The following is a 24,080-nucleotide window of genomic DNA, read 5'->3' on the forward strand; positions in this document are numbered from 1 at the left end:
GTCACAACGCCCGCGGGCAAGCGAAACGTCCGGACACACTGGTCCCATCCATCCGACAAGGAAGAGGCGACATGAAAGTCTTGATCACCGGCGCGGCAGGTTTTATCGGCTCCCATCTGGCCCTGCGCCTGCTGGAGCGTGGCGACACCGTGATCGGTGTCGACGACATGAACGACTACTACGACCCGAGCCTGAAGCGGGCCCGGCTGGACCGCATCCGCGCCCTGCCGGCATCCCGCCAGCGCTTCGTGTTCGAACACGAAGACATCGCCGACCGCGCGGCGATGGAGCGGGTGTTCCGCGAGCATCGCCCGGAGCGGGTGGTCAACCTGGCGGCTCAGGCCGGGGTGCGCTACTCGCTGGAAAACCCGGCGGCCTATGTCGACACCAACCTGGTCGGCTTCGGCAATATCCTGGAGGGCTGCCGGCACAACGGTGTGGAGCACCTGGTCTACGCCAGCTCCAGCTCCGTCTACGGCGCCAACACCACGATGCCGTTCTCGGTGCACGACAACGTCGACCACCCGCTGAGCCTCTACGCGGCGAGCAAGAAGGCCAACGAGCTGATGGCGCATACCTATGCGCACCTCTACCAGCTCCCGGTGACGGGCCTGCGCTTCTTTACCGTCTACGGCCCCTGGGGCCGGCCGGACATGGCGCTGTTCCTGTTCACGAAGAAGATCCTGGCGGGCGAGCCGATCGACGTCTTCAACTACGGCCACCACCGCCGTGACTTCACCTACATCGACGACATCGTCGAGGGCGTGATCCGCACGCTGGATCGTCCGGCGCAGCCCAACCTCGACTGGACCGGCGCCGAGCCCGACTCGGCCACCAGTGCGGCACCCTACCGGCTGTACAACATCGGGGCCCATCGCCCGGTGGAGCTGATGCACTACATCGAGGTGCTGGAGGACTGCCTGGGCTGCAAGGCGGAGAAAAATCTCCTGCCGCTGCAGCCGGGTGATGTGCCGGACACCTACGCCGACGTCGAGGCACTGCGCGCCGACACCGGCTATGAACCCACCACATCGGTCGAGGAGGGCGTCGCCCGCTTCGTCGAGTGGTATCTGGGGTATTACCGGGCGGCCGCCTGATGGGGGTCTACCGCAAGACGCTGCAGCTGCTCACCCCGGCGGAAAAGCGCCGGGGTGGGCTCGTGCTGGGGCTGATGATGATCATGGCGGTACTGGAGACCGCCGGGGTCGCATCGATCATGCCGTTCCTGTCCGTACTGGGTAACCCGGAGTTGGTCAACACGAACCCCGTACTGAACCAGCTCTATACGGGGCTGGGATTCAACTCGGTGGATCAGTTCATCTTCGCCCTGGGTGCGGCGGCCTTCGCGCTGATCCTGTTCTCGGCGGTATTCCGCACGCTCACGCACTACGCGATGAACCGCTTCATCGAGATGCGCCGTCACAGCCTTGGCAAGCGTCTGCTGGAGACCTACCTGCGCCAGCCGTATGCGTTCTTCCTGAACCGTCATAGCGGCGACATGGCCAAGAGCATCCTGTCCGAGGTCGACCAGCTGGTGCTGAACGTCTTCCGTCCCGGGATCACGATGATCGCCTACCTGGTCGTAACCATCGCCATCGTGGCACTGCTGATCGTTGTGGATCCGTGGCTCGCGCTGGGGGTCGCGGTCGTGATCGGTGGGGTATACGGGACGATCTTCGTGTTCGTGCGCGGCCTGCTCGGGCGCATCGGCCGTGATCGCTCGCTCGCCAACAAGGAACGCTTCACCGCCGCCGGCGAGGCCCTCGGCGGCATCAAGGACATCAAGCTGCTGGGTCGCGAACACGCATACCTGTCGCGCTTCGATGCCCCCTCCAAGCGCCAGGCCCGGCACCAGGCGACCAACCAGACCATCTCCCAGGTCCCCAAATTCCTGATCGAGGCGATCGGCTTCGGCGGCATCATCGGGCTCACCCTGATCCTGCTGCATACCCAGGGCGGCACCGGTACGGATGCGCTGGGCGAGATCCTGCCGATCCTCGGGCTGTACGCCTTTGCCGGCTACCGCCTGCTGCCCGCCGCGCAGCACATCTACGCGGGCCTTGCGAAGCTTCGCTTCGGCGCCGCCGCCGTGGAGAGCGTGACCGAGGACCTGCGCGAACGCGAGGCCCTGGCGGAGCTGCATCGCCAGGCCCCCCAGCCGCTGGTCCCGCAGAAGACCATCGCGCTCAAGGGCATCGAGTTCACCTATCCAGGCGGCCACCGCCCCGCGCTGCAGTCCATCAACCTGGAGATCCCGGTCGGCACATCGGTCGGGATCATCGGCACCACCGGCTCCGGCAAGACCACGCTGGTCGACGTCCTGCTGGGCCTGTTGCGCCCGACCGAGGGCGCCATCCTGGTGGATGGCCAGCCGGTCACGGATGCCAACCTGCGCGCCTGGCAGCAGTCCCTGGGCTACGTCCCCCAGGACATCTTCCTGACCGACTCGACCGTGGCCGAAAACATCGCGCTGGGGATTCCCGCCGCGCAGATCGACCACGATCGCGTCGAGCGCTGCGCGCGCATGGCACAGGTGCATGACTTCATCGTTCAGGACATGCCGGAGCAGTACGCCACGATGGTAGGCGAGCGTGGCGTGCGCCTGTCCGGGGGCCAGCGCCAGCGCATCGGGATCGCCCGCGCCCTCTACCACGACCCCGACGCCCTGGTGTTCGACGAGGCCACCAGTGCCCTGGACACCGCAACCGAACGCGCCGTGATGGAGGCGATCGAGTCCCTGTCACGCAGCAAGACCATCATCCTGATCGCGCACCGCCTGAGTACCGTGCGCGCCTGCGATCAGGTCGCCCACCTGGAACGGGGATCGTTCGCCTCCGTTGGCCGCTTCGACGAGCTGGTCACTCACACCGAGGCAGATAACCCCCAGGTCCAGTCCGTCCCCGGCCCCGCGGCCTCCGGCACCCATGGCTGAACCCGCCATGCCGACACCACACGAGGAGTTGCCCGTGACGCACGTTCAATCCCAGCCGCTGCAGATCAAGAACAGCGGCCGCATCGCCCGCACCATTGCGCGCGCGGTCCATCTGCGCCACCTGCAAAAGTCGCGCAAGATCGCCATCCAGTGGCGCGAGAAGCTGATCCGCGCCCACGGCGAGTCCGCGGTCACGCGCCCGGTCCTGCAGCGGATCAAGCGCTATGCGACCGACACCTACGGGAGCGAGTCCTGGTGGCCGTGGCTGGCCGCCTACACCGAGGTGCGGCGCGAGTTTGTCGAGGGATGGATCGGCGACGACTACTACACCGAGTCCCTGAACCCGCTCTGGAACCGGCAGGACATCCGCCGCCTGAGCGGGCTCAAGACCATGGATTCGCGCCTGTTCCCGGACAGCGTCGTGCCCCCGGTCTTCGTGCGCGTGGGCGGCCAGTACCTGGATGCCCAGGGGACGCCGGAACCACTGGAAACCGCCCTCTCCCGACTCGAGTCCGGCAAGAGCTATGTGATCAAGCCCGACGAGGGTCGCCAGGGCCTCGGCGTGACCTTCACCACCGCCGAACAGGTGGCCGAGGAACTCGGCAAGGTCCCCGGAAACTGCATCGTACAGCCCCTGATCGAGCAGCATCCGGATATCGCGCGGATCAACGCCAGCTCGGTCAATACGCTGCGGGTTCTGACCTTCCTCGATCCGGAATCCGGCGAGCTGCGCATCCTGAACCATTTCCTCCGCCTGGGCCGCGAGGGGCAGCGCACCGACAACGTCTCCACCGGTGGTTACTTCGTCGGTGTCGATGGCGAGGGCTGGCTGGACGGCCATCTGCGCGACCCGGTCTGCGTCAGCATCGGCTCGGTCCACCCGGACAGCGGCGTGGACGTGAAGGACTGCCGGATCCCCAACTTCGGGGCGGTACGCGAGCTGTGCCTGAACGCCCATCGCCGCATCCCCTATCTGCGCTTCATTGGCTGGGACGTCTGCATTCAGGCCAACAGCGAGCCCGTAATCCTCGAGTGGAATGCGGAGCAGGTGGCCTGGTCGCGCAACGAGTCCTGCTTCGGACCCTTGCTGCCCTCGGTCCCGCGCGGCTATCCGCGTTGATCCGCCACTGCCATCAGGAGAACGACATGAACACGATCAAACTGCTGTGGACCGGTGGCTGGGACTCCAGCTACCGCCTGCTGGACCTGGCGCTTTATCGCAACCGCAAGGTGCAGCCAATCTACGTGCTGGACCCGCGCCGGAAATCCTATGTGTACGAGCTCCGGGCCATGGCCAATATCCGCGCGGGCATCGAGGCGCGGGCGGAGGCCCGCGGGCGCGTAGCGCCGGTTCGTGTCTATCTGCGCAGCGACATCCTCGAGGACCCGAACATCACCGAGCTCTACCAGCGCCTGGCGAGCGAGGTGCATGTGGGTACCCAGTACGACTGGCTCGCCCGCCTGTGCGAACAGGAAGTCCTGCGCGACCTGGAACTGTCGCTCACCGGCCACGAGGCCGGCACCGAGTTGCAGGAACGTCTGTTCCGCAACCCGCAGTACGGGGACTTCCGCTTCCGCGAGGACGACTTCGCCTGGGAGCTGTTCCAGTACTACCGCTTCCCGTTGCTGTCGGTGACGAAGGAGGCGATGAAGTACGACGCCGAGGCCAAGGGCTTCCTGCCGCTGCTCGAACAGTCGTGGTTCTGTCATTCGCCGATCCTCGGACAGCCCTGTGGTCACTGCCAGCCCTGCCGCTTCTCGCGCGAGTCGCGACGCACGATCCAGTACTCGCGTCTGGGTCCGTTCCTGGAGCTGGCCCGCCGGGCGCGCTCCAGCCTGCGCTCGACGCGCACCGCCAGCGCCTGAGGCACAACCGTCATGTCCCTGGCCTTTGGTGCCCTCCTCCCCTGGCTCTCCGGCCCGCGCGAATATGCCGCGCTGCGCCGTGCCGAGCGGCTGTCCCTGCCCGCCTTGCAGCGCCTGCAGGCCGAGCGGCTCGCAAGCCTGCTGGTACAGGCGCGCGACGACGTGCCGTACTACCGCGAAATCCTGCCAGATGCGGACACCATCGCCGCCGATCCGCTGGCCACGCTGCTGTCGCTGCCCATCCTCGACAAGGACACCATCCGTCGCGAAGGCGAGCGCCTGTGCGCACAGCAACCCCGCCCCGGGCTGCGGCGCAACACCTCGGGGGGCTCCACCGGCGAGCCCGCCACGTTCTACCAGGACACCGCCTATCGCCGCTGGGGTCGCGCCACCAAGGCCCTGTTCGACGGCTGGACCGGCTACCGCCCGGGTCAGCCCAAGGCCGTGCTGTGGGCGGCTTCGCGCGACCTGACCGCACCCCGGGGCACCCGCCGCCTCGCCGAACGCCTGAAGAATCGCACCCTGCTGAACGCCTACCGCATGGATCCGGAGACGATGGACGCGCACCTCGAGCAGCTGCGCGCCGCACCGCCCAGACAGTTGCAGATCTACGCGGAGAGTGGCCACGAACTCGCCCGGCACGCCCTGCGCCGGGGGGTCCGTGTGCCGGGTATCGGCAGTGTCCTGAGCTCGGCCGGCACCCTCTTTCCCGATATGCGCGAGACCATCGAGAAGGCATTCGATGCCCCCGTGTTCAACCGCTACGGCTCGCGCGAGGTTGGGGACATCGCCTGCGAATGCGAGCACCACCGCGGGCTGCACGTGAATCCGCTGACCCAGTACCTGGAGATCCTCGACGACGACGGCCGTCCGACGCCACCCGGAACCCCCGGGCGGGTCGTGGTCACCTCGCTGACGAACCACAGCATGCCCCTGTTGCGCTATGCAATCGGCGACCTGGCCAGCTGGTCCGGCCAGACCTGCGATTGCGGCCGGGAATGGCCGCTGCTGGAGGGGGTATGGGGACGCGTGACCGACCACATCCGCGGCGCCAACGGTGCCGTCGTGTTCGGCGGGTGGCTGCGCCAGTTGCTGTACCCGGAAGACTGGATCGGACAGTACCAGTGGGTCCAGCACGCGGCAGATCATATCCGCCTGCGCCTGATCCCCATCGACCGTGCCCCGCAGGGAGAACGCGAACAGCGCCTGCAGGCACGTCTGGCGCCCGAGATCCGCGAGCAACTCGGCGCGGGCACACGCCTGGATATTGATCGTGTAAACGAGATCCCGCCATCGCCCAGCGGCAAGCACCTGCATGTGATCAGCGAGTTGCAGGAGAACCGGCAGTGAAGATCCTGCACGTGATCAACGGGCTCGGCCAGGGCGGCGCGGAGCGCCAGCTGGGCAACCTGCTGCACGCGGCACCGGACGCCGGCGCCGTGTTCGCGCTCAAGGAGCCCGGCGTGATGGCCGGCGACATCCGCGCGCAGGGCATCCCGGTCTATACCGGACGACTGCGCAACCCGCTCTCCACGGGGTGGATTGTCGCCCTGCGCCGCGCGCTGGCCGCCTATCAGCCCGATGGCGTGATGGGCTGGATGTACCACGGCAATCTGGCGGCCTCGCTGACCCGACGCCTCGGGCATCAGGGACCGGTGTTCTGGAACGTGCGCCACTCGGTGCATGACCTGGCGCACGAGAAACGCGGGACCCGCTGGGTGATCCGCAGCGGCGCCTGGCTGTCGCGGTATCCGACCCGCATCGTCTACAACAGCGCAACCGCGGCCGCCCAGCACGAGGCACTGGGATTCTCCGCGGATCGCCGCGTGGTCCTGCCCAACGGCTTTGATCTGGCGCGCTTCCATCCGGCACCGGACGCCGCCCCCGGGCTGCGCACCCAACTGGGTATTGGCGCGGATACCTGGCTGCTGGGCATGGTCGGACGCGCTCACCCGATGAAGAACCATGCCGGACTGGTGGCCGCGCTGGCGCATCTGGTCCGGGGTGGAGCCGACGTTCACTGCGTAATGGTAGGCACCGGGGTATCCGCGGATGACAACCCGCTGGACCGGGCCATCCGCGAACACGGAATGGACCGGCATGTCACGCTGCTGCCGCCCACCCCCGAACCCGAGGCCCTCTACCCGGGCCTGGACCTGCTAGTGCTGCCCTCGCGCTGGGGCGAAGGCTTCCCCAATGTCGTGGGCGAGGCCATGGCCTGCGGCAGACCAGCCGTGGTAACGGATATCGGTGATGCCGCCCGCGTGGTCGGGTCCACCGGCTTTGTCGCCACAAGCCCCGAGCCGCTGGATCTGGCCGACGCCATTGCCCGGGCCATCGGCCAGGGCCGTGAACGCCTGCGCGAACTGGGCGACGAGGCGCGCGCACGCATGGAATCGCATTACGCCCTCGAGGCCGTGGCCGCGCACTACCAGACCCTGTTCCAGGATGCGATGGTCGATACCGCGCCCGTCTCGCCATGAGCTACACCTCGATCCCGTTCACGACGATGGAGCTGCTCCTGTCGGCCAGCTTCCTGATGGTGGTGCTGGTCGCCGTGCTGTGGACCGGGGCAAGACGCGAGGGCTATCTGTGGCCGCTGTTGGCGGCCCTGCTGGCCCGCATCGGGGCGGCGCTGGTACAGCGCTTCCTGTTTCCCCTGCCTCAGGGTGGAGCCGATGCGATCAGCTTCGAGCGCCGGGCCTGGTTCTGGGCCCAGAGTGGCTGCGGCAATCTCGGCGACCACTTCAGCATGGGCAGCTCGTACCTGCACAGCTGGCTGATCGCGAACGTCTACGCATGTGCCGACCGCGCCCCCCTGGCCTTCCAGGCCGTGAACATCGCCCTGGGCATGCTGACGGTCTATCTGATTGCGCGCATCGCCGAGCAGCTCTGGGACCGCCAGGCCGCCGTGCGTGCGGCCTGGATCGCTGCTTTGTTCCCGATCCTGATCGTGAACGCGGCCGTGCCACTACGCGAGGTCTGGTTCACCGCCTTCTTCCTGCTGGGCGTGCTCTGGCTGGTGCGCTGGGTTCAGAGTCAGCGCACCGGTTTCCTGGTGGCCGCCGTCGGGGTCCTGCTGGGTGCGGCGGTCGTGCATGGCGCGGCGGTGTTTGCGATCGCGGGCATCGCGGTCGTGCTGGTCGGCTGGTCGATCAAGGAATTCCTGCGCGGCTCGGATCTGGGCCACCTGCGCCCCGGCCTGCTGCTCGGCGGCATGCTGCTCGGCACAGCCGGGGTCCTCGGATTCGTGGTGATGGACGAGATGCGCTTCTCGTCGATCGGGCAGCTGGGCGACGTGATGGAACAGACCGAGACGCTGGACCAGCGGGCCGAGCGCAGCGCCCGCGGCGGGGCGGCCTACCCGTCCTTTTTGATCCCGTCCAATGACCTACAGGCACTGCTCCTGACCCCGGTCCGGGTGGGCTATTTGCTGTTCGGCCCTCCGCTGTGGGAGGTGCGCTCGCCCGTCCATCTGATCGGCATGGCAGAGGGTCTGTTCTATCTGGCGCTGGTCCTGCTGCTGGCGGTGTATCGCCGGCACTGGTGGCATCGCTCGGACTTCCGCGTGCTGGTCGTGGTGTTCATCGTGCTGGCGATCATCTTCGCCTGGGGCACCAGCAACTTCGGGACCGCTGCCCGCCATCGCGCCAAGTTCCTCGGGATCCTGATCGCCCTGGCGGCGGGCCTGGCCGGGCGCCGCCTGTGGCGCTGGGAACGACTGCGACGCCTTGGCGCCAGTCGCTCGTCAGGCCCGAACAGCACCACGGACCCACCGGAGACTTCCGGCGCGGAGTTGCCGCAACCGCGGCGTGCCGCGCCCTGATCGGCCGCGCGCGACGCGCGCGCACCTGCCCCGTTCCCGGGGCCATTACCAACATTCACACAGGAGATTGGAAGATGGCGGAATTTGCGGCACCGGACGCCCCGCGTCTGGCCATAATTGGTCTGGGTTATGTCGGCCTGCCCCTGGCAGCCGAGTTCGGACGGGTCCTGCCCACGCTGGGCTTCGATATCGATACGGGCCGCGTCGAGGAACTGCGCGAGGGACACGACCGCACACGCGAGGTCTCCCGCGAGGAACTCGCCGCCGCCGAGCATCTGGAACTGACCGCCGACCTGGAGCGACTGCAGGACTGCAACGTGTTCATCGTGACGGTGCCCACCCCGATCGATGCCCACCGGCGCCCGGACCTGGGCCCGCTGCTGGCGGCCAGCCGCACGGTGGGTCGCGCCCTTAAACCAGGGGACGTGGTGATCTACGAGTCCACCGTCTACCCCGGCGCGACCGAGGAAGACTGTGCCCCGGTGCTGGCCCGCGAATCCGGCCTGGAACTGAACCAGGATTTCTTCCTCGGCTACAGCCCGGAGCGGGTCAACCCCGGCGACAAGGAACATCGCATCCCCGATATCGTCAAGGTCACCTCGGGCTCGACCCCCGAGGTCGCGACCTTCGTCAACGCGCTGTACGCCCGCATCATCCGTGCCGGCACCCATCCGGCCCCCAGCATTCGCGTGGCCGAGGCGGCCAAGGTGATCGAGAACACCCAGCGCGACGTGAATATCGCGCTGATCAACGAACTCGCGATGCTGTTCGAACGACTCGACCTCGATACCGAGGCCGTGCTGGCCGCAGCCGGGACCAAGTGGAACTTCCTGCCGTTTCGACCCGGCCTGGTGGGCGGGCACTGCATCGGCGTCGACCCGTACTACCTGACGCACAAGGCACAGGCCGCCAACTACCACCCGGAGATGATCCTTGCCGGACGCCGCACCAACGACGGCATGGGCGGCTACATCGCGGACCGCACGATCAAGGCCATGATCCGCAAGGGATTCCCGGTCGTGGGATCGCGCGTCCTAGTGATGGGACTGGCGTTCAAGGAGAACTGCCCGGATCTGCGCAATACGCGCGTCGTGGACATCATCCATGACCTGCACGGCTACAACGCCGAAGTCGATGTCTGGGACCCCTGGGTGGATACCGCCGAGGCCCGTCACGAGTATGGCCTGGACCTGCTGAGCGAGTCGCCGAAGCAGGGCGAGTACGACGCCATCATCCTTGCGGTCCCGCACCACGAGTTCGTCGAACTCGGGGCCCAGGGCCTGCAGAAGTTCGGGCGCGAGCGCGCGGTCATCTTCGACGTGAAATCCGTCCTCCCACCCGAGGCGAGTGACCTGCGTCTATAAACCGGCCATCCCCCTTGAGCCGGTCTGCCTTTTCGGGGTGTCTCGCACACTTTGAGCACCCCGAAACATAGCGATAAATCATTGTCCTGTTTACCTTTTGTACCCATGCACAAGGACTTCCGAGAGACCTCTCCAGCGTAGGCGGAGACCACCCGGCACCTCTTGGGAACAGGAGCAACAGACATGCAGAACACCGAGCACCGCAGGGTGGCCACCACCCTGCGCGGGGATGCCACCAGCACGGCACAGGCCGACCGGGAAAGCGAGTCGCGGGAACACAGCGGGATCGATCTCCTGATCGTGGCGGCCAATGCCCGATCGCTGATCGCCAACCGCGGGGACCTGATCCGCGAGATCCGCCGCCGCGGCCAAACGGTGGCCGCCGCCGTCCCGCGCAAGGACTACCTGCCCGAGGTCGAGGAGCTGGGCATCCCGATCTACCCGTTCGACCTGGGCCGTACCGGTGTCAACCCGATTGAAGACCTGCGCACGACCTTCGCCCTGACCCAGCTGATGCGGCGCCTGCGACCGGAGGCCGTGTTCAGCTATACCGTGAAGCCCGTGGTGTACGGTTCTCTGGCCGCCCGCTGGGCCGGGGTCCCGCGGGTCTACGCGATGATTACCGGTCTCGGGCATGCCTTTACCACCGAGTCCTGGCGCACGCGCATCCTGCGCACGATCAGTTCCGGCCTGTATCGCCAGGCGCTGGCCCGCTGCGATCGAGTGTTCTTCCAGAACCCGGATGACCTCCAGGATTTTCTCGATCGGGGTGTGCTGCCGGATACCGAGCGAGTCGTTCGCATTAACGGATCCGGGGTGGACGTGGACCGCTTCGCCCAGCATCCCCTTCCCGAAGGCGACCCGCTGTTCCTGTTTGTCGGCCGTCTGCTCACCGAGAAAGGCATCCTCGAGTTCGTGGAGGCCGCGCGCCAGGTTCACGCGCAACACCCCAATGCCCGCTTCGTGGTGGTCGGCCCCCATAACCCGGACCTGCCGCACACGATCTCGGCGGAGCAGGTCGAGGCCTGGAAGCGCGAGGGCATTGTCGAGTTCGTCGGTGGTGTGGCCGATGTTCGACCCTGGCTTCAGAAGGCCTCCGTGTTCGTCCTGCCCTCCTACCGCGAAGGCACCCCGCGTTCGGTGCTGGAGGCGATGAGCGTGGGCCGCCCGATTATCACCACAGATGCCCCGGGCTGCCGCGAGACCGTCGTCGACGGCGAGAACGGCCTCCTCGTCCCGCCCCGGACCTCCGCGCCCCTGGCGGATGCCATGCAGAGGCTCCTCGACCACCCTGAGCTGCTGCCCCGCATGGCCCGGGCCTCGCGCGATCGGGTGGAGGCAAAGTACGAGGTGGGGCAGGTCAACCGCGTCATTCTTCGAACGATGGAGCTCGCATGAACGCCACCCTCAAACGCCTGTTCGACATCCTGTCCAGCATGGCGGTGCTGCTCGTGCTGGCCCCGTTGCTGCTGCTGATCGCCATTGCGATTCGCCTCGACAGCTCCGGGTCGATCCTCTTCCGCCAGCGACGCATCGGCTTCAACGGACAGCCGTTTCGGGTACTGAAGTTCCGCACCATGGTGGATCGCGATCCGGACGCGATCGACCAGCACCAGGAACAGGTGGTCAGCACCGGGGTCGACCCGCGCATTACCCGCGTAGGGCGCTGGCTGCGGGCGACCAGTCTCGACGAACTGCCGCAGCTGTGGAACATCCTGCGCGGCGACATGAGCGTGGTCGGTCCCCGCCCGATCCTGCCGGAACAGGTAGAGGTCGTGCCCCCCTCCTACGCCTCCCGGTTTTCGGTGCGTCCCGGCCTGACCGGACTGGCCCAGGTCCGCGGTCGCCGCACGCTGGGCTGGATCCAGCAGCTCGAGGCCGACACCGAATACGCCGCGCAGCACAACCTGCTGTACGACCTGGGGCTCATCATCAAGACGGTCTACGTCGTCCTGACCGGCCAGGGGATCTACGGCGAGGCCGGGATCAACTGGCGTACCTATCGCGATTCGTTGCGTAACCGACAGCAAGGGAACATGGAATGACTTCCACCCTGAAACACATGTTCATTACGGCCTCCGCCGATGTGGCCCGGCAGGCCGAGGCAGCGGGGATCGCACGGATCTTTGTCGACATGGAGACCCGCGGGAAGGCCGAACGCCAGGGCCATCTGGATACCCACAAGGCGCGCCACACGCTCGACGATGTCCGGCGCATCTCCAGCGTGCTCACGAGCGCAGAGCTGATGGTCCGCATCAATCCGCCGGCACCACAAACGCCCTCCGAGGTCCGTCAGGCGATCGAGGCCGGCGCCGACCGGCTGATGCTGCCGATGTTCACCCGCATCGACGAGGTGCAGCATTTTCTCGACGCCGTCGGCGGACAGGTGCCGGTGACCCTGCTGGTCGAGACCCCGCAGGCCCTGATCCGACTGCCGTCCTACCTGCCCCTGCTCGGGCCACAGGACCAGATTCATATCGGCCTGAACGATCTCAGCCTGGCGTCCGGGCTCGATTTCCTGTTCGAACCGCTGGCCGGCGGCATGCTGGAGGTGCCGGCCGCCCTGTGCCGCGAGGCGGGCATCGCGTTCGGGTTCGGGGGTGTCGGCGCGGTGGGCAAGGGCGAGGTCCCGGCCGAGTCCATCCTGGGCGAACACGTGCGCCTTGGATCCGAATGGGTCATCCTTTCGCGCGCCTTCCGCGAGGTGGTCAGCCAGGAAGACCCGGCCACCGGGACGGCGCGCCTGCGCGGCGAGCTGGAGCGGCTACAGGCCGCGGAACAGCAGTTTCGCGCAGCCCCCGCGGAAGCACTGCTGAAGAACCGCGACGAGGTCCGCACCCGCATCTTCCGGCTGGCGGCCCGCATGCACAACCGGAGCCGTGCATGCGCCTGAGCCACACCCTGTTCCTGCAGAAACCGGAGGTTCTGGAGAAGCAGCAGGACACGATCGAGGCCCGCCTGCAGCAGGCGTTGCCCGGCACCACGCTGACCTTCGCCGGCCAGCCCGAGGCCATCCCCGAGGGGCTTGAGGTCGATGCCGTGATCGCCCCCACCCTGCCCTGGCTGCCCGACGCCCTGGACCGCCTGTCGCGCTATGACTGGGTGCACTTTCTGTCCGCCGGGGTCGAGAAGATCTGGGACATGCCATTCCCCAAGGACGGCCTGCTGATGACCAAGAGCAGTGGCGTCCACGGCGCCCCGATGAGCGAGTATGCGATCGGGGCCATGCTCTATTTCGCCAAGCACTTCGACCGCTTCAACGCACAAAGCCGCGAGAAGCGCTGGGAGCGCTGCTGGCTCGGGGAGCTGACCGGGCGCACCGCCATGGTGCTTGGCATGGGGCATATCGGTACCCAGGTGGCGCGCCGGGCCCGGGCGTTCGACATGCGCGTGATCGGTGTCCAGCGCAACCCGCGCCCCCATGACTGCGCCGACGAGGTCATTGCCCTGGATAGCGTGGAGGACCGCCTGCCGGAGGTGGACGACCTGATCGTATGCCTGCCGCTTACCCGGGACACCCGGCACCGGATCGGCGAAGCCCAGTTCCAGCGGCTCCAGCCGGGGGCCGTGCTGGTGGACATCTCGCGCGGCGGCGTTGTGGATCAGCAGGCGCTGATCCGGGCGCTGGATGCCGGACGCCTGCGCGGTGCGGCGGTGGATGTCTTCGAGCAGCAGCCTCTTCACGCCCAGTCACCGCTGTGGAACCGGGAGAACGTCCTCGTCACACCCCATGTCTCGGGCACCTCGCCGCACTATATGGAACGTGCGCTGGAGATCTTCATCCGCAATGCCCGCGCGATGGCGCAAGGCGAGCCCCCGGTGACTCCGCTCGACCCGGTCGCTGGTTACTAGGTCGGCGGTTACCAGCTCGACGGTTCCTGGCTCGACGGCTACCAGCCAAGCGCTGGAGTCCCATCTCCCCTTCCCCCACAATGCGCGGCATCCGGCCCGGGGCGGCATCAATCCGATTGCCTGCCCGGGGCCGCCAGCCGGGACCCATGGGGGATGCCTTACGTGATCGAGACCATCGGATTGCTGACCGCCTTCGCGCTGGTGGTGGTAATCACGGGCTGGATTCGCCGCTACGCCCTGGCGCAGCAGCTGGTCGACATCCCCGGCGCACGCAGCTCTCACCAGACCCCCACACCACGCGGTGCCGGCCTGGCACTGGTACTGGTCTTTCTGCTCGGAATCCTGCTCTCCGCCGGGATCGGCTGGGTCGACCTGCCGACCGCCGCCGCCCTGATCGGGGCTGCGGGCGCCGTCGCCTGGGTCGGCTGGCTGGACGACCACGGTCACCTGGCCGCACGCTGGCGACTGCTGGTGCATTTTCTTGCGGCCTCCTGGGGCCTGGCCTGGCTGGGCGGGCTGCCACCCGTGGCGATTGCCGGTGTCCAAATCGACGCCGGATGGATCGGCCATATACTCGCGCTTTTCTACGTTGTCTGGCTGCTGAACCTCTACAACTTCATGGACGGCATCGACGGTCTGGCCGGCATTCAGGCGATCACGGCCTGTCTGGCCATGGCCGGCCTGCTCTTTGGGTGGGGGGATGCGCACGCATGGTGGCTGCCGGCGCTGCTGGCCGCGGCAAGTACGGGATTCCTCGTCTGGAACTTTCCGCGGGCGCGGATCTTCATGGGGGATGTCGGGAGTGGCACACTCGGATTGCTGCTGGGTCTGCTGTCGATGCAAGCAGCGGGGCTGGACACGAACTTCCTGGCCGCCTGGCTGATCCTGCTGGGCGTGTTCATTGTCGACGCCACCACGACACTGGCCGTACGCCTGTTTCGGGGAATGCGGGTCTACGAGGCCCATCGCAGCCATGCCTACCAGCATGCCGCCCACCGGTTCGGGTCCCATATCCCGGTGGCCCTGGGTGTCGCCGCGATCAACCTGCTTTGGTTACTCCCCATTGCGGTCCTGGTCGTTGCCAACCAGCTACCGGGTGCCGCCGGTGTCGTGATCGGCTACCTGCCCCTGCTCCTGCTGGCCATCGCCCTGCGCGCCGGACGCGACTGATCCGGGTTTCGCCCAGGGAAACCCGGATCATCCTCCCCTCCTCCAGAGGGCTTCGCTTGCCCTAGCGTGGAACCGAATCGGCCACCCGTGCATAGGCGACTGCCGCCGGACGCACGGTCGGGGCCGGAGCCGGACGGGGCCGACCGACCGGTGCGGGGGTACTATGCGTGGCCTCTTCGTCGCGGCCCGGCTCGTAACCATCGACGATCTCGCGAAGCACCTCGAACGCGGCCTGGGCATTGCGCTCGCGGTCGGCCTTCTCCAGCGTGCGCAGGGCGCGGGCGAGAACCGCCGGCTCCGCACAGGTTTCGCGTGCACGCATAATCTTGCTGTGCGGGGTCTCTTCCACGTTATCCCCGATCAGCAGTTCCTCGTAGAGTTTCTCGCCGGGACGCAGGCCGGTACAGGTGATGGCGATGCCTTCCCCTTCGGCCTCGTCCTCCCGGACCTGATGGCCATGCAGACGGATCATGCGCCGGGCCAGGTCGATGATGCGCACGGGTTCGCCCATGTCGAGCACATAGACCTCGCCCCCCTGCGCCATCGCCCCGGCCTGAATCACCAGCTCGGCGGCCTCCGGGATCGACATGAAGTAGCGGGTAATCTCCGGGTGAGTCACCGTGACCGGCCCGCCTTCGCGAATCTGGCGATGGAACAGGGGCACAACGGATCCGGAAGAACCCAGGACGTTGCCAAAGCGCACCATGCTGAACACCGTTGTGTTCTGACGGCGTGCGCGGTCCTGCAGCACCATCTCGGCCAGGCGCTTGCTCGCGCCCATCACATTCGTGGGCCGCACAGCCTTGTCCGTGCTCACCAGGATAAAGCGCTCGACGCCGGCCGCGATCGCCGCATCGGCCACCACGGCGGTACCCAGGCTGTTGTTGCGCAGGCCTTCCAGCAGATTGCCCTCGACCAGCGGCACATGCTTGTAGGCCGCCGCGTGGTAGAGCGTCTGCACGCCATACTGGTGCAGGACCTCTTCGACTCGCGCCTGGTTGGCGACCGAGCCCAGCACCGCGTGCACCTCGACACCCGACTGCATGGACGACCGGCGCTGCGTGATCTCCTGTTCGATCCGGTAGAGCGCGAACTCGTTACGCTCGAACAGTACCAGGGCGGCCGGCTCGAGACTGAGGATGCGGCGGCAGAGCTCCGAACCAATAGAACCCCCGGCCCCGGTGACCATCACCACGCGTCCGCGAATGCTCCGCGCCAGCAGGGCCTCGTTGGGCGGCACCGGATCGCGGCCCAGCAGGTCGGCGACATCCAGGTCCTCCAGCTGATCCAGCGGGGCCCGGCCCGAGACGACTGCCTCCAGCGAGGGCACCGACTGCACATGCAGCGGATAGGGCTCCAGCCATTCGAGGATGCGCCGGCGGTCGGCACGGCTCGCCGACGGCACCGCCAGCAACACCCGGCCCACGCCACACTGCTCCACCAGAGTACCCAGGGATTCGCGGCCACAGACCGGGATGTCATCGATCGAGCGGCCCTGGACCGCCGGGTCCTCGTCGATGAAGGCCATCACCCGGAAACGCCCGCTGGACTGCAGCCCGGAGGCCAGCTGAACTCCTGCCTCGCCGGCGCCAAAGATGACCACGCGCTCACTGCCGGTACGCGCATCGGACACGGCCTGGTACCAGCTGCGCACCGCAAATCGGCCCGCCGCCACCAGGGCAAAGGCCAGCAGGGCGAAGTTCACCGCGACCGCCCCGAAGAATCCGGGCGTCTGCGTCAGCTCGGCGGAGGCCCAGATCATCAGCGCCAGCGCGGAGACCCCGACGATCACCGCACGTACCGCCCGGGCCCCCATGAAACGCACGACCGTTCGATACAGGCCGAGGCGCGCAAACACCAGCACACCAACCGCCGGGACCAGGGCAAACAGCCACCAGGCCTCGACCATCATGGGCGGCAGCGGCTGTCCCGTGCGAATCACAAAGGCCAGCCACAGCGCCAGCGGCAGCATTACGATGTCCGCCAGCACCATCAATCCCTGCTTCTTGCCGCGCGGCAGTCGCAGCAAGTTCTCCAGACTACGATCCAGTACCGCCATGATTCAGGCCTCCAATGTGTCAGCAACCGGGCGCGGTGTACTTGCCGAACCTTTCGGCTCGCCTTGCACCGCAAACGTGTGGGGAGGCTAGCACCTGAATGGCAGGCTAATTGGGGGGGAAATCACGCTGTCGGTAGATCGCTACGAAATCAGCCGAAAAAGGTTGACCGAATACCGCCCGATACACCCGACAATCGAGTGCGGGTCAGCACCGACAGGCACAGCCGGACCCAAACAGACGAGACCGCCCGAGGGAACACAAAATACGGACCAAACGCGGAAGGTCAGACTTGGAGATGGTGGGCCGTGTAGGAATCGAACCTACAACCAATGGATTAAGAGTCCACTGCTCTACCAATTGAGCTAACGGCCCCCAAGAAAAAGGGGATGGGGTGACCGATGGGACTCGAACCCACGACAACCGGAGTCACAATCCGGGACTCTACCAACTGAGCTACGGTCACCACCGTGTCACTGTCCAGGCAACTGCCACAGGGCGGCTCTGGCGCGCCCGGCAGGACTCGAACCTGCAACCGTCGGCTTAGAAGGCCGATGCTCTATCCGGTTGAGCTACGAGCGCGTTACCGCCGAACGTCGAGGTGCCACGCCTGATCTCGAGCCTGCCTGCAAACCATTGGCCGGGAGGGGTGGTCGGGGTAGAGGGATTCGAACCCCCGACATCCTGCTCCCAAAGCAGGCGCGCTACCAGACTGCGCTATACCCCGTCGAGCCGTCCCCGCTAAAGGGCCTACACAGCGAGCGCAGGATGGTAGCGCTGCCACCGCCCGCGGTCAAGGTACAAGGGGTTAGAAACGTTGTTCTTTCATACACGTTTCCGTGGTACGTTGACGCACGCAAGCTGGGATTGCGCGCGGGGGACAGGGAGATGCTCAACTGGATCGCCAACGGGGCCATCGTGCTGGGTGCAGCGGGGCTGATCTATGCCCAGTGGAACCTCGCCCGCCTGCTGCGCGAGCTGCCAGAGAGCCGCGTCCGTACGGGCTGGCTGCTGATGTTCCTGCTGATCCCCGTCTTCACCCTCGGCTATCTCGGGTACATCCCGCTGAACTGGGGGATGTACCAGGCCATCCCCGACCTGCTGGTGCCGATCATCTTCCTCCTCGGGGGCTGTTTCGTCTGCAGCGTGGTGCGTCTGTCCTACAGCTCGGTCGAGAGTATCCGCCGCATCACCCGACTCGAGCACGAGTCGATTACCGACCCCCTGACCGGCCTGTGCAACCGCCGCCAAATGGACCGGCGCCTGGACGACGAAGTCGCGCGTGCGCGGCGCTACGGCCAGCCACTATCGGTGATAATGCTGGACATCGACCATTTCAAGGCCATCAACGACCGCCTGGGGCACTTGGCGGGCGACTACATCCTCCAGTCGATCGCCCTGCGCCTGCAGCAAAACCTGCGCCGCGTAGACCTGGCAGCACGCTTCGGCGGCGAGGAATTCGTCGTCATCGCCCCACACACCCACCTGGATGCTGCGCTGCAACTGGCCGAGAAGCTGCGCAACGAGATCGCCCGGACTCCGGTCGTACTCAAGGGCCATGAACATGTACCGCCCTGCGCCCCGGACGAACTGTACGTAACGGTTTCGGTGGGGACCGCCAGTCTCGATACAGCGCCCGACTCCCGCGACAACGCGGATTTCCTGATCCAGCGGGCGGACGATGCCCTCTACCGTGCCAAGGCCGGCGGTCGTAATCGCTGTGAACCAGGGCAGGAGCGTGCCAGCCTGGCGGCAGCATCTGATCTCCGCGCAAACGGCTCGGCTTGAGGCGCTCCCGCGCGCGTGGGATGATCGCGGCCAGTTTCCGAGACAGAGCCTCCCATGACCGCCCAGCTCATCGACGGCCGCGCGATTGCTCAGACCCATCGCGCCCGCATTGCCACCGAGATCGAATCCATGACCGCCCGCGACCTGCGTCCGCCGGGTCTGGCCGTGGTGCTGGTCGGTTCCGATCCCGCCTCCCAGGTCTATGTGCGCAACAAGCGCAAGGCCTGCGAACAGGTGGGCGTGGTCTCGCACTCCTATGATCTGCCCTCGGGCACACCGCAAACCGATCTGCTGGCCCTGATCGATCAGCTCAATGCCGACCGCACCATCGACGGCATCCTGGTGCAGCTCCCCCTGCCCAGCCATATCGATCCGGAGACGGTGATCGAGCGCATCTCGCCCGCCAAGGACGTCGACGGGTTCCACCCCTACAACGTCGGCCGGCTCGTCGCCCGGATCCCGCGCCTGCGTCCCTGCACCCCCTGGGGCGTGATCCAGCTGCTGCGCCACCTGGACGAACCGTTCAAGGGCCGCACCGCCTGCGTGATCGGCGCCTCCAATATCGTGGGCCGCCCGATGGCGCTGGAACTCCTGCTGGCCGGCGCGACCCCGACCATCTGCCACCGCTTCACACCGGATACCGCGGGTATCGCGCGCCAGTCCGACATCCTGATCGCGGCGGCCGGCAAGCCGGGCCTAGTCAAGGGCGACTGGGTCAAGCCCGGGGCCACGGTGATCGACATTGGCATCAACCGCCGCGAGGACGGCACCCTGTGCGGTGATGTGGAGTTCGATGCGGCTGCGGAAAAGGCTGACTGGATTACGCCGGTCCCCGGCGGGGTCGGGCCGATGACCGTGGCGATGCTGCTGGACAACACCCTGCGCGCCCGCGCCTTCGGCACCCACGAGGCGAGTTAAGCGCCCTCCGACTCGGCGCAGGTTACTGCACGTAGCGCGAGACCCGGGGGACGGCCTCCAGCAGGTGCCGGGTGTAATCGGCACGCGGATTGGCCAGCACCTCGGCGGTGTTGCCGATCTCCTCCATGCGGCCATCGTGCATCACCAGCATGCGGTCGGAAAAATACTCGACCACGCCCATGTCGTGGGTGATAAAGATCAGCGCCAGGCGGCGCTCGACCCGCAGCCGTCCGAGGATCTGCAGGACCTCCGCCTGCACCGAGACATCCAGCGCACTGGTCACCTCGTCGCAGATAATCACGTCCGGGTCCAGCACCAGGGCCCGGGCGATGCCGATACGCTGACGCTGACCGCCCGAGAACTCGTGCGGATAGCGCCACAGCGTATCCGGCGGCAGCGCGACCTGGTCCAGGGTCGCCCGGGCACGTTCGATGCGATCTTCCTGATCCTCGCCGATCCCGTGGACGGCCATCGGTTCGGTCAGCAGGGTCATCACATTCAGGCGTGGGTTCAGCGACGAGGCCGGGTCCTGGAATACCACCTGCAAATGACGGCGCAGCCGCCGCAAGGGCTTGCGCGGCATCCCGGTCAGCGGCTGGTCGCGATAGCGGATCTCGCCGCCGGTGGGTTCGATCAGGCGCAGGATGGCGCGGCCCAGTGTGGTCTTGCCGCAGCCGGACTCCCCCACGACGGCCAGCACCTCGCCGTTTTCGAGCTGAAACGACACGCCGTCCACTGCACGCACGACATCCACCTGACGGCGCATCAGGCCCTTCAGCACCGGGAAGTGCACCTGCAGATCGCGCACGTCCAGTAGTGTCTCGCGCCCGGCCCCCGGCACGGAGGGTAAGGCGGGCAGATTCTCCGGCAGCGCCCCGATCAGCTTGCGTGTGTAAGCATCCTGTGGATCGCGTAACAAGGGATGACACTCGCCCTGCTCCACCAGCCGGCCCTTGTGCATGACCGCCACGCGATCCGCCACCGAGGCGACCACGCCGAAGTCATGAGTGATCAGCAGCACGGCCATCCCGTTCTTCTCGCGCAGCTGATCGATCAGCTTCAGGATCTCGGCCTGGATGGTCACGTCCAGCGCGGTGGTCGGCTCGTCGGCAATCAGCAGATCCGGCTCCGCCACCAGCGCCATCGCGATCATCACGCGCTGACGTTGACCCCCGGAGAGCTTGTGCGGATAGTCGTGACGCCGCTGTTCCGGGTTCGGAAGCTGGACCTCGCGCAGCACTTCAAGCACCCGCGCCTCGCGCTCGGCCGGGGTCATCTGCGGACGGTGCAGGCGCAGGACCTCGTCGATCTGGTCGCCCACGGTCAGCACCGGATTCAGCGAAGTCATCGGCTCCTGGAAGATCATGCCTACCCGGTCCCCACGGACCTGCTGCATCACGCGGTCCGGCAGGCCCAGCAGTTCCTGACGAGTGCCGTGGCCGGCCAGCCAGACCTCCCCCGTGGAAGGCTCGAAGCCCCCGTCCAGCAGCCGCATGATCGCCAGCGCGGTGATCGACTTGCCGGACCCCGACTCGCCCACCAGCGCGAACAGCTCGCCCGCGCGGATCGAGAAGCTGATGTCCTCGACCAGCGGTGCCTCGCTGTCGCGATGCCGAATGCGGAGGTTGCGTACCTCGAGCATGGCCTAGCGCACCCCCCCGCTGGTGGCGCCCGAGGCGGCCGGGCGGGCTGGCGCGGCATGGCTGGCCGCCTTGGCAGCCGAGCGCGAGTGCGGATCCACCGCATCGCGCAGGGCCTCGCCAATCAGGTTGTAGGCAAACACGGTCAGGAAGATCGCGCCCCCCGGGAAGGCCGCCATCCACCAATTGAAGGTCGAGCTCTGCACCGCCTGGTTCAGCATCTGCCCCCAGGAGGGCTCGTCCACCAGCCCCAGGCCCAGGAACGACAGCGTGGCCTCGGCGAGGATCGCGGAGGCCACGCCAAAGCTGGCCGCCACCAGGATCGGCGCGATCCCGTTCGGCAGCATATGGCGGAACAGGATCGAGGGCAGCGACAGCCCGGAGGCGATCGCCCCCTGCACGAAGTCCTGCTGGCGCAGGCGCAGGAACTCCGCGCGCACATAGCGCGCATAGCCGGACCACGACGTCAGGCCGATGATCAGCATCATCAGGTACAGCGATCGCCCGAAGAAGGCGACAAAGGTCAGCAGCAGGAACAGCGTCGGGATGGCCTCGAAGATCTCCACCAGGCGCATGCCGATGATGTCCACGATTCCCGAGAAATAGCCCATCAACCCGCCCAGGATCACCCCGATCCCCAGTGCGATCCCGGTGGCGATGAAGCCGATGGACAGGGCGATGCGCGAGGCATGGATCATGCGCGAAAGGGCATCCGCGCCATTGTCGTCGGTACCGAACCAGTGCACGCGATCGGGGGCCTCGCGCGGGGCCTCGAGCCCGGTGTCCGCGTAATCCCGCAGGTAGTCGCGCGGCGAATACGGGATCGGCGCCCGGATCACGGTCTGGTATTCGCCCTGCGCCTCGGCCTCGCGGTACTGCTCGTAGATCACCAGCGAGGGGGACGAGACCGTCTGCCAGGCCACCGCCCCCAGAATCGCACTCAGCACCCCCCAGAGCACAAAGCGCCGCCAGGGCCGGCCGGGCAACAGCCAGAACACGCCCGCCAGTACCAGCATCCCGAACAGCGTGACATCCGCCGCGGTCAGGTAGCGCAGAAAGGGCATGGACCAGCCGTCCGCCGTCTGTACCAGCAGCGGGTGCGAGCTGGCCAGCACGGGCGCCAGGATCGCGACCAGCGTCAGCAGCGCGATCCAGCCGATCCCCAGCCGCGCCCCCCAGCGCAGCAGTACCTCTCCGACCACGCGGCGTGCCCAGGAGCGGCTGCGACGGCCCTCGACCTGCTGCACCGACTCAGTCATAGCTCACCCGCGGGTCGACAATGGCATAGGCCAGGTCCGCCAGTAGATAGCCAACCAGGGTCAGCACGCCGGAGATCAGGGTGATCGACAGCACCAGTTCACGGTCGCGGGTCTGCACCGCCTCCACCGCGAGCTTGCCCATCCCGTCGATCGAGAAGATTGCCTCCACGATCACCGAGCCGGCCAGCAGCGACGGCAGCAGGGTGGCCGAGACGGTGATCAGCGGTAACAGACTGTTGCGGAACACATGCCGCCACAGCACCTCGTGCTCGGGCACGCCCTTGGCACGCGCGGTGCGGGCGTAGTCCGAGTTCAGGTTTTCCAGCACCGACGAACGCGAGAGTTTGGCCAGGAAGGCGAGCCCCCCATAGGACAGGCACAGCACCGGCAGCACCAGGTGCCAGGCGCGATCGAGCAGGAAACCCGGGACCATGCTGCCCGGCGCCAGGCCCAGCGCTATCGCGAACCCCGCGGCCAGGCCCACCGTGCCCAGGTAGAAGCCACGCAGCACGCCCCAGTCACTGTGCGCCATCAGCCAGCCCAGCACCACACCGATCGCCATGGCAACCGTCGTGCTGATCCAGCCCGCAGGCGCCAGGTCACTGAACATCAGCCAGCCGCAGAAGGCCCCGACAGCCGCACCGAGCCCGCCCCGGATCAGCGCCGGCAGGTAGCGCGCCAGATAAATGCCGAGCGCCGCCCCCAGAAACGGCAGCACCAGCAGCAGCGGTATGGCCCAGGCCACCTCCACCGTTGGCAGGAAGGTCATGTCCAGCGCCGCACGCTGGCTCAACCCCCCGGTCGGGAACCATTGCCAGAACTGATCGGAGGCGAAGAAACCGATCAGCAGAACGCCCGCCAGCATCGTGGGCACCGACCACAGGGCCAGCAGCACCACCCCGGACTGGGAATCGAAGGCCTGTCCCTGCTGGGTGGCCGCCCGCACCCCGACAGCCACCGCCACGATGTAGATCAGTGGTATCGACAGCACATTCAACAGCAGGGTGATCGGCAGACGTTCGGCAATCAGGTCGGACACCGGCCGGCCAAAGCGAAAGCTGGTTCCGAGATTGGGGGCCTTCAGCTTGGGCCAGCCGGTCAGCGAGCCGTCCTCATCCTGGGCAAAGCCGACCGGCGAGATGTTGTTCAACCAGCGCCCGTACTGCACCGGCGGTGGCTGGTCCAGGCCATAGAGGCGGTTGTAGTACTCCTCCATCGCCTTTTGCGCCTGCGGCTCCAGGCCCTGCCCCTCGATCAGGGTCAGCGCGCTGATGCCACCGGGCGCGGCCGCCATCACGGCAAAGACCACGATCGTGATGCCGAACAGCGTCGGCACCATCAGCATCAGGCGGCGCAGGATGTAGGTCAGCATGGCGTGCGCGGGTTCTCTGGCACTCCGGCCCCGGTT

General features: G+C 67.0%; 19 protein-coding genes and 4 tRNA genes. 15 read left to right on the top strand and 8 right to left on the bottom strand.

Annotated features, from left to right (window positions below; all coding sequences use genetic code 11):
- Positions 1-71 precede the first annotated feature (71 nt).
- The 13 genes from F466_RS0106785 to F466_RS0106845 all read left to right on the top strand — a co-directional run bounded on the left by F466_RS0106785 (position 72) and on the right by F466_RS0106845 (position 15,010).
- A complete protein-coding gene (locus F466_RS0106785; RefSeq protein WP_018875225.1) occupies positions 72-1,097 on the top strand; it encodes an NAD-dependent epimerase in 1,026 nt (341 codons plus the stop codon).
- A complete protein-coding gene (locus F466_RS0106790) occupies positions 1,097-2,932 on the top strand; it encodes an ABC transporter ATP-binding protein (protein ID WP_018993706.1) in 1,836 nt (611 codons plus the stop codon). Before F466_RS0106785 ends, F466_RS0106790 begins: the two co-directional genes overlap by 1 nt.
- A gap of 34 nt (positions 2,933-2,966) precedes the next feature.
- Positions 2,967-4,052: a sugar-transfer associated ATP-grasp domain-containing protein gene (locus tag F466_RS0106795; protein WP_018993707.1), complete on the top strand. Its 1,086-nt coding sequence runs from the start codon at positions 2,967-2,969 to the stop codon at positions 4,050-4,052.
- 26 nt (positions 4,053-4,078) lie between these two features.
- Positions 4,079-4,798, top strand: a complete 720-nt coding sequence (locus tag F466_RS0106800; RefSeq protein ID WP_018138743.1) for a hypothetical protein — start codon at positions 4,079-4,081, stop codon at positions 4,796-4,798.
- A 12-nt stretch (positions 4,799-4,810) separates the two neighbouring features.
- Complete coding sequence (locus tag F466_RS0106805; protein ID WP_018993708.1) at positions 4,811-6,148, top strand: phenylacetate--CoA ligase family protein; 1,338 nt, start codon at positions 4,811-4,813, stop codon at positions 6,146-6,148.
- Positions 6,145-7,281 (top strand): glycosyltransferase, encoded by a 1,137-nt coding sequence (locus tag F466_RS0106810; RefSeq protein ID WP_018993709.1) that lies wholly within the window; start codon positions 6,145-6,147, stop codon positions 7,279-7,281. The genes F466_RS0106805 and F466_RS0106810 overlap by 4 nt, the downstream gene beginning before the upstream one ends.
- Positions 7,278-8,624, top strand: a complete 1,347-nt coding sequence (locus tag F466_RS0106815) for a glycosyltransferase family 39 protein (protein ID WP_018993710.1) — start codon at positions 7,278-7,280, stop codon at positions 8,622-8,624. The genes F466_RS0106810 and F466_RS0106815 overlap by 4 nt, the downstream gene beginning before the upstream one ends.
- A gap of 74 nt (positions 8,625-8,698) precedes the next feature.
- Positions 8,699-9,988, top strand: a complete 1,290-nt coding sequence (gene tviB / locus F466_RS0106820; protein WP_018993711.1) for a Vi polysaccharide biosynthesis UDP-N-acetylglucosamine C-6 dehydrogenase TviB — start codon at positions 8,699-8,701, stop codon at positions 9,986-9,988.
- A 183-nt stretch (positions 9,989-10,171) separates the two neighbouring features.
- Positions 10,172-11,386 (top strand): glycosyltransferase family 4 protein, encoded by a 1,215-nt coding sequence (locus tag F466_RS0106825; RefSeq protein WP_018993712.1) that lies wholly within the window; start codon positions 10,172-10,174, stop codon positions 11,384-11,386.
- The gene (locus tag F466_RS0106830) at positions 11,383-12,033 is read left to right on the top strand and encodes a sugar transferase (protein ID WP_018993713.1); all 651 of its coding nucleotides are present in this window, start codon (positions 11,383-11,385) and stop codon (positions 12,031-12,033) included. The genes F466_RS0106825 and F466_RS0106830 overlap by 4 nt, the downstream gene beginning before the upstream one ends.
- Positions 12,030-12,881 carry an aldolase/citrate lyase family protein gene (locus F466_RS0106835; RefSeq protein WP_018993714.1) on the top strand — a complete coding sequence of 284 codons (852 nt, stop codon included), beginning with the start codon at positions 12,030-12,032 and terminating at the stop codon, positions 12,879-12,881. The genes F466_RS0106830 and F466_RS0106835 overlap by 4 nt, the downstream gene beginning before the upstream one ends.
- Entirely contained in the window at positions 12,872-13,840 is a 969-nt protein-coding gene (locus F466_RS0106840; protein WP_018993715.1) for a D-2-hydroxyacid dehydrogenase, read from the top strand. The genes F466_RS0106835 and F466_RS0106840 overlap by 10 nt, the downstream gene beginning before the upstream one ends.
- A gap of 153 nt (positions 13,841-13,993) precedes the next feature.
- Positions 13,994-15,010, top strand: coding sequence for a glycosyltransferase family 4 protein (locus tag F466_RS0106845; protein WP_018993716.1), 1,017 nt, complete (start codon positions 13,994-13,996; stop codon positions 15,008-15,010).
- 61 nt (positions 15,011-15,071) lie between these two features.
- Here F466_RS0106845 and F466_RS0106850 read toward each other — a convergent pair whose 3' ends face one another.
- From F466_RS0106850 to F466_RS0106870, 5 genes are all read right to left on the bottom strand, one after another.
- Positions 15,072-17,069 (bottom strand): nucleoside-diphosphate sugar epimerase/dehydratase, encoded by a 1,998-nt coding sequence (locus F466_RS0106850; protein ID WP_018993717.1) that lies wholly within the window; start codon positions 17,067-17,069, stop codon positions 15,072-15,074.
- A 297-nt stretch (positions 17,070-17,366) separates the two neighbouring features.
- Positions 17,367-17,442 (bottom strand) — tRNA-Lys (locus F466_RS0106855).
- Positions 17,443-17,457: 15 nt separating this feature from the next.
- Positions 17,458-17,533, bottom strand: a tRNA-His gene (locus tag F466_RS0106860).
- A gap of 39 nt (positions 17,534-17,572) precedes the next feature.
- Positions 17,573-17,649 (bottom strand) — tRNA-Arg (locus F466_RS0106865).
- Positions 17,650-17,717: 68 nt separating this feature from the next.
- Positions 17,718-17,794 (bottom strand) — tRNA-Pro (locus F466_RS0106870).
- A gap of 161 nt (positions 17,795-17,955) precedes the next feature.
- Here F466_RS0106870 and F466_RS0106875 point away from each other — a divergent pair.
- Complete coding sequence (locus F466_RS0106875) at positions 17,956-18,855, top strand: GGDEF domain-containing protein (RefSeq protein WP_018993718.1); 900 nt, start codon at positions 17,956-17,958, stop codon at positions 18,853-18,855.
- Between the two features lie 54 nt (positions 18,856-18,909).
- Positions 18,910-19,773: a bifunctional methylenetetrahydrofolate dehydrogenase/methenyltetrahydrofolate cyclohydrolase FolD gene (gene folD / locus F466_RS0106880; RefSeq protein WP_018860488.1), complete on the top strand. Its 864-nt coding sequence runs from the start codon at positions 18,910-18,912 to the stop codon at positions 19,771-19,773.
- A gap of 22 nt (positions 19,774-19,795) precedes the next feature.
- Here the strand turns inward: folD and F466_RS0106885 are convergent, their stop codons facing one another.
- The 3 genes from F466_RS0106885 to F466_RS0106895 are packed head-to-tail and all read right to left on the bottom strand — an operon-like array spanning position 19,796 to position 24,044.
- Entirely contained in the window at positions 19,796-21,415 is a 1,620-nt protein-coding gene (locus F466_RS0106885) for an ABC transporter ATP-binding protein (RefSeq protein ID WP_018993719.1), read from the bottom strand.
- Between the two features lie 3 nt (positions 21,416-21,418).
- Positions 21,419-22,672, bottom strand: a complete 1,254-nt coding sequence (locus tag F466_RS0106890) for an ABC transporter permease (protein WP_018649049.1) — start codon at positions 22,670-22,672, stop codon at positions 21,419-21,421.
- Entirely contained in the window at positions 22,665-24,044 is a 1,380-nt protein-coding gene (locus F466_RS0106895; protein WP_018138757.1) for an ABC transporter permease, read from the bottom strand. Before F466_RS0106895 ends, F466_RS0106890 begins: the two co-directional genes overlap by 8 nt.
- Positions 24,045-24,080: the final 36 nt, after the last annotated feature.

It is taken from the genome of Thioalkalivibrio sp. ALgr1, from assembly GCF_000378285.1.
Taxonomy (GTDB): Bacteria; Pseudomonadota; Gammaproteobacteria; order Ectothiorhodospirales; family Ectothiorhodospiraceae; genus Thioalkalivibrio.

Bases quoted from the DNA above. Each gene is read 5' to 3' on its own strand.
- F466_RS0106890 (WP_018649049.1), bottom strand. From the start codon at position 22,672: ATGACTGAGTCGGTGCAGCAGGTCGAGGGCCGTCGCAGCCGCTCCTGG.
- F466_RS0106835 (WP_018993714.1), top strand. From the start codon at position 12,030: ATGACTTCCACCCTGAAACACATGTTCATTACGGCCTCCGCCGATGTG.
- F466_RS0106790 (WP_018993706.1), top strand. From the start codon at position 1,097: ATGGGGGTCTACCGCAAGACGCTGCAGCTGCTCACCCCGGCGGAAAAG.
- F466_RS0106825 (WP_018993712.1), top strand. From the start codon at position 10,172: ATGCAGAACACCGAGCACCGCAGGGTGGCCACCACCCTGCGCGGGGAT.
- F466_RS0106895 (WP_018138757.1), bottom strand. From the start codon at position 24,044: ATGCTGACCTACATCCTGCGCCGCCTGATGCTGATGGTGCCGACGCTG.
- F466_RS0106830 (WP_018993713.1), top strand. From the start codon at position 11,383: ATGAACGCCACCCTCAAACGCCTGTTCGACATCCTGTCCAGCATGGCG.
- folD (WP_018860488.1), top strand. From the start codon at position 18,910: ATGACCGCCCAGCTCATCGACGGCCGCGCGATTGCTCAGACCCATCGC.
- tviB (WP_018993711.1), top strand. From the start codon at position 8,699: ATGGCGGAATTTGCGGCACCGGACGCCCCGCGTCTGGCCATAATTGGT.
- F466_RS0106875 (WP_018993718.1), top strand. From the start codon at position 17,956: ATGCTCAACTGGATCGCCAACGGGGCCATCGTGCTGGGTGCAGCGGGG.
- F466_RS0106815 (WP_018993710.1), top strand. From the start codon at position 7,278: ATGAGCTACACCTCGATCCCGTTCACGACGATGGAGCTGCTCCTGTCG.
- F466_RS0106885 (WP_018993719.1), bottom strand. From the start codon at position 21,415: ATGCTCGAGGTACGCAACCTCCGCATTCGGCATCGCGACAGCGAGGCA.
- F466_RS0106840 (WP_018993715.1), top strand. From the start codon at position 12,872: ATGCGCCTGAGCCACACCCTGTTCCTGCAGAAACCGGAGGTTCTGGAG.
- F466_RS0106785 (WP_018875225.1), top strand. From the start codon at position 72: ATGAAAGTCTTGATCACCGGCGCGGCAGGTTTTATCGGCTCCCATCTG.
- F466_RS0106850 (WP_018993717.1), bottom strand. From the start codon at position 17,069: ATGGCGGTACTGGATCGTAGTCTGGAGAACTTGCTGCGACTGCCGCGC.
- F466_RS0106800 (WP_018138743.1), top strand. From the start codon at position 4,079: ATGAACACGATCAAACTGCTGTGGACCGGTGGCTGGGACTCCAGCTAC.
- F466_RS0106845 (WP_018993716.1), top strand. From the start codon at position 13,994: ATGCCTTACGTGATCGAGACCATCGGATTGCTGACCGCCTTCGCGCTG.
- F466_RS0106805 (WP_018993708.1), top strand. From the start codon at position 4,811: ATGTCCCTGGCCTTTGGTGCCCTCCTCCCCTGGCTCTCCGGCCCGCGC.